1 protein-coding gene is annotated in these 1,859 nt (G+C 76.7%); it reads left to right on the top strand.

Annotated elements, in window-relative coordinates; translation table 11 throughout:
- On the top strand, positions 1-1,816 hold a 1,816-nt coding region (locus tag GPJ59_RS35875), incomplete at its 5' end, for an acyl-CoA dehydrogenase (RefSeq protein ID WP_219672308.1).
- Between the last annotated feature and the right edge of the window lie 43 nt (positions 1,817-1,859).

The raw sequence follows: 1,859 nt of genomic DNA, 5'->3' as shown, positions 1-1,859 counted from the left end.
GTTGGAAGGGCTGCTCGGTGATCCGCACGACCCGGCCAATCCGCACGGGCTCGCCGCCCTGCTCGACGCCGACCGGCGTGCCGAGCCGCCGTACGCCACCGAGGAGCTGCTCGACGCGGCCGGGCTCGGTGCCGAGTTCGTACCCGCCGAGTTCGGCGGCCTGCTCACCCGGGCAGACCTGCTCGTCACCGTGCTGCGCCCGGTCTTCCGGCGCGACGCCGCCCTCGGCTTCGGGCACGGCATCACCTCGCTGTTCGCCACCGCCGCGATCTGGGCGGCCGGCACCGCGCGCCAGCGCACCGACGCCGCCGAACTGCTGCTCGGCGGCGGCCGCGCGGCGATCGTCCACCACGAGCTCGCCCACGCCAACGGGATCCTGCGCGACGAGTTCACGGCCGCGCCCCACCCGGCCGGTCCCGCCGCCGGCCACGTCCTGAACGGCCGCAAGGCCGTCATCATGAACGCGGCCCGGGCCGGCGCCCTCGTCGTGTACGCCCGTACCTCCGCCGAGCGCCGCTCCGCCCGCAGCCACGCCGTCTTCCTGGTCCGCCCCGACCAGGTCCCCGCCGGCCTGACGCACCTGCCCCGCGTCCCCACCGCCGGCATGCGTGGCGGTCTCTTCTCCGGCCTGCGCTTCGACGACTGCGCCCTGCCCGCCGACGCCCTCGTCGGGCGCCCCGGCGAGGGCGTCGCGCTGGCGCTGCGCACCTTCCAGGTCAACCGCTGCCTCATCCCCGCGCTGGCCGTCGCCGCCGCCGACACCGTGCTGCACTCCGCCGTCCGGTCGGTGACGGAGGGCCGTACGAAGCCCGTCGCGCGCCGCTGGCGCAAGCCCCTCGCCGGGGTCTTCGCCGACCTGCTCGCCGCCGACGCCATGTCCGTCGTCGCGCTGCGCTCGCTGTCGCTGCTGCCGGAGCGGGCCCATGTGCTCGCGGCGGCCGTCAAGTACGTCGTACCGGACCTGCTGCGCGAGAACCTGGAGGAGCTCGCGTCCGTCCTCGGCGCGCAAGGATACGAGTACGGCAGCCCCCGCTACGGCTCCCTCGACAAGCTGGTGCGCGACCTGCCGGTCGCCGGGCTCGGACACGCCGGTACGGCCGCCTGCCAGGCCGTGATCGTGCCGCAGCTGTCCCACCTGGCCGAACGGTCGTGGCTGCGCGCGCAGGAGCCGCCGCCGAGCCTGTTCCGGCCCGCCGCCGACCTGCCGGTGCTCGACTACCGGCTGCTGGGCGCGGCCGGCGGCCACGACTTCCTGTCCGCCACCCTCGTCGGCGCCGCCGGCCGCCTCGATGGCGACCGCGCCGCCGGCGGCCACCTCGGGCTGCTCGCCGAGCTGGCCGAGCAGTTCGCGACCGAGCTGCGCGCCCTGCGCGCGCAGTGCCTGGCCGGCCCGGACCTGCCGGCGGCCGTCGTGCTGAGCGACCGGTACGCGCTGCTCCTGGCCGCGGGCGCGGTGCTCGGCGTGTGGGAGGGGCAGGACGGCAGCGACCCGTTCCTCGCCGACCCCGCGTGGGCGGTCCTGGCGCTGTCCCGGCTCGGCGGCCGGCTCGGCATCGCCGTGCCCGAGCTGCCCGACGGCCCCGACGGCTGCGTCGCGCTGGTGCTGGAGGAGCTGGTCCGCCGCCACCGCGCCGGCCGCTCCTGCGACTTGGCCGGTACGGCGTACGGGGACGGGGACGCGGACGCGGGCGCGGACGCCGACGCGGGCGCTGTCGGGCCGGGGGCGGGGTCGAGGTCCGGGTCCGGGTCGGGGTCGGCGTACGAGCTGTCTCTTATACACCTCGGACGCTGCCGACGATCTTACGCCTGTCGCTGACGGTGGCCGGCGCGTGCTCTTGTGAGCCCAGCTTACCGGGCAC

It is taken from the genome of Streptomyces bambusae (genome assembly GCF_019400985.1).
GTDB lineage: Bacteria > Actinomycetota > Actinomycetes > Streptomycetales > Streptomycetaceae > Streptomyces > Streptomyces bambusae_A.
The sequence above is the reverse complement of the archived record's forward strand: the minus strand, read 5'-3'. Positions and strand labels throughout refer to the sequence as shown.